1 tRNA gene is annotated in these 211 nt (G+C 39.8%); it reads right to left on the bottom strand.

What is annotated here, in order from left to right:
* Positions 1-137: 137 nt before the first annotated feature.
* Positions 138-211, bottom strand: a tRNA-Thr gene (locus ACGK9U_RS16185).

Below are 211 nucleotides of genomic sequence, written 5' to 3' on the forward strand. Positions count from 1 at the left end.
TTTTTGAGTACGCTTTACATACCCACTGTTTTCTGGTGTTTTCATTACACTAAGGTTTTAGTGTATCGCTATTTCAGAACGGGACAATCTATAAAAAGAAAAAAGACCTTTCAAAATGAAAGATCTTTTTTATTAAGAGCCGATGGAGGGACTCGAACCCACGACCTGCTGATTACAAATCAGCTGCTCTAGCCAGCTGAGCTACATCGGC

It is taken from the genome of Mariniflexile sp. HNIBRBA6329 (genome assembly GCF_043558645.1).
Lineage (GTDB): Bacteria > Bacteroidota > Bacteroidia > Flavobacteriales > Flavobacteriaceae > Mariniflexile.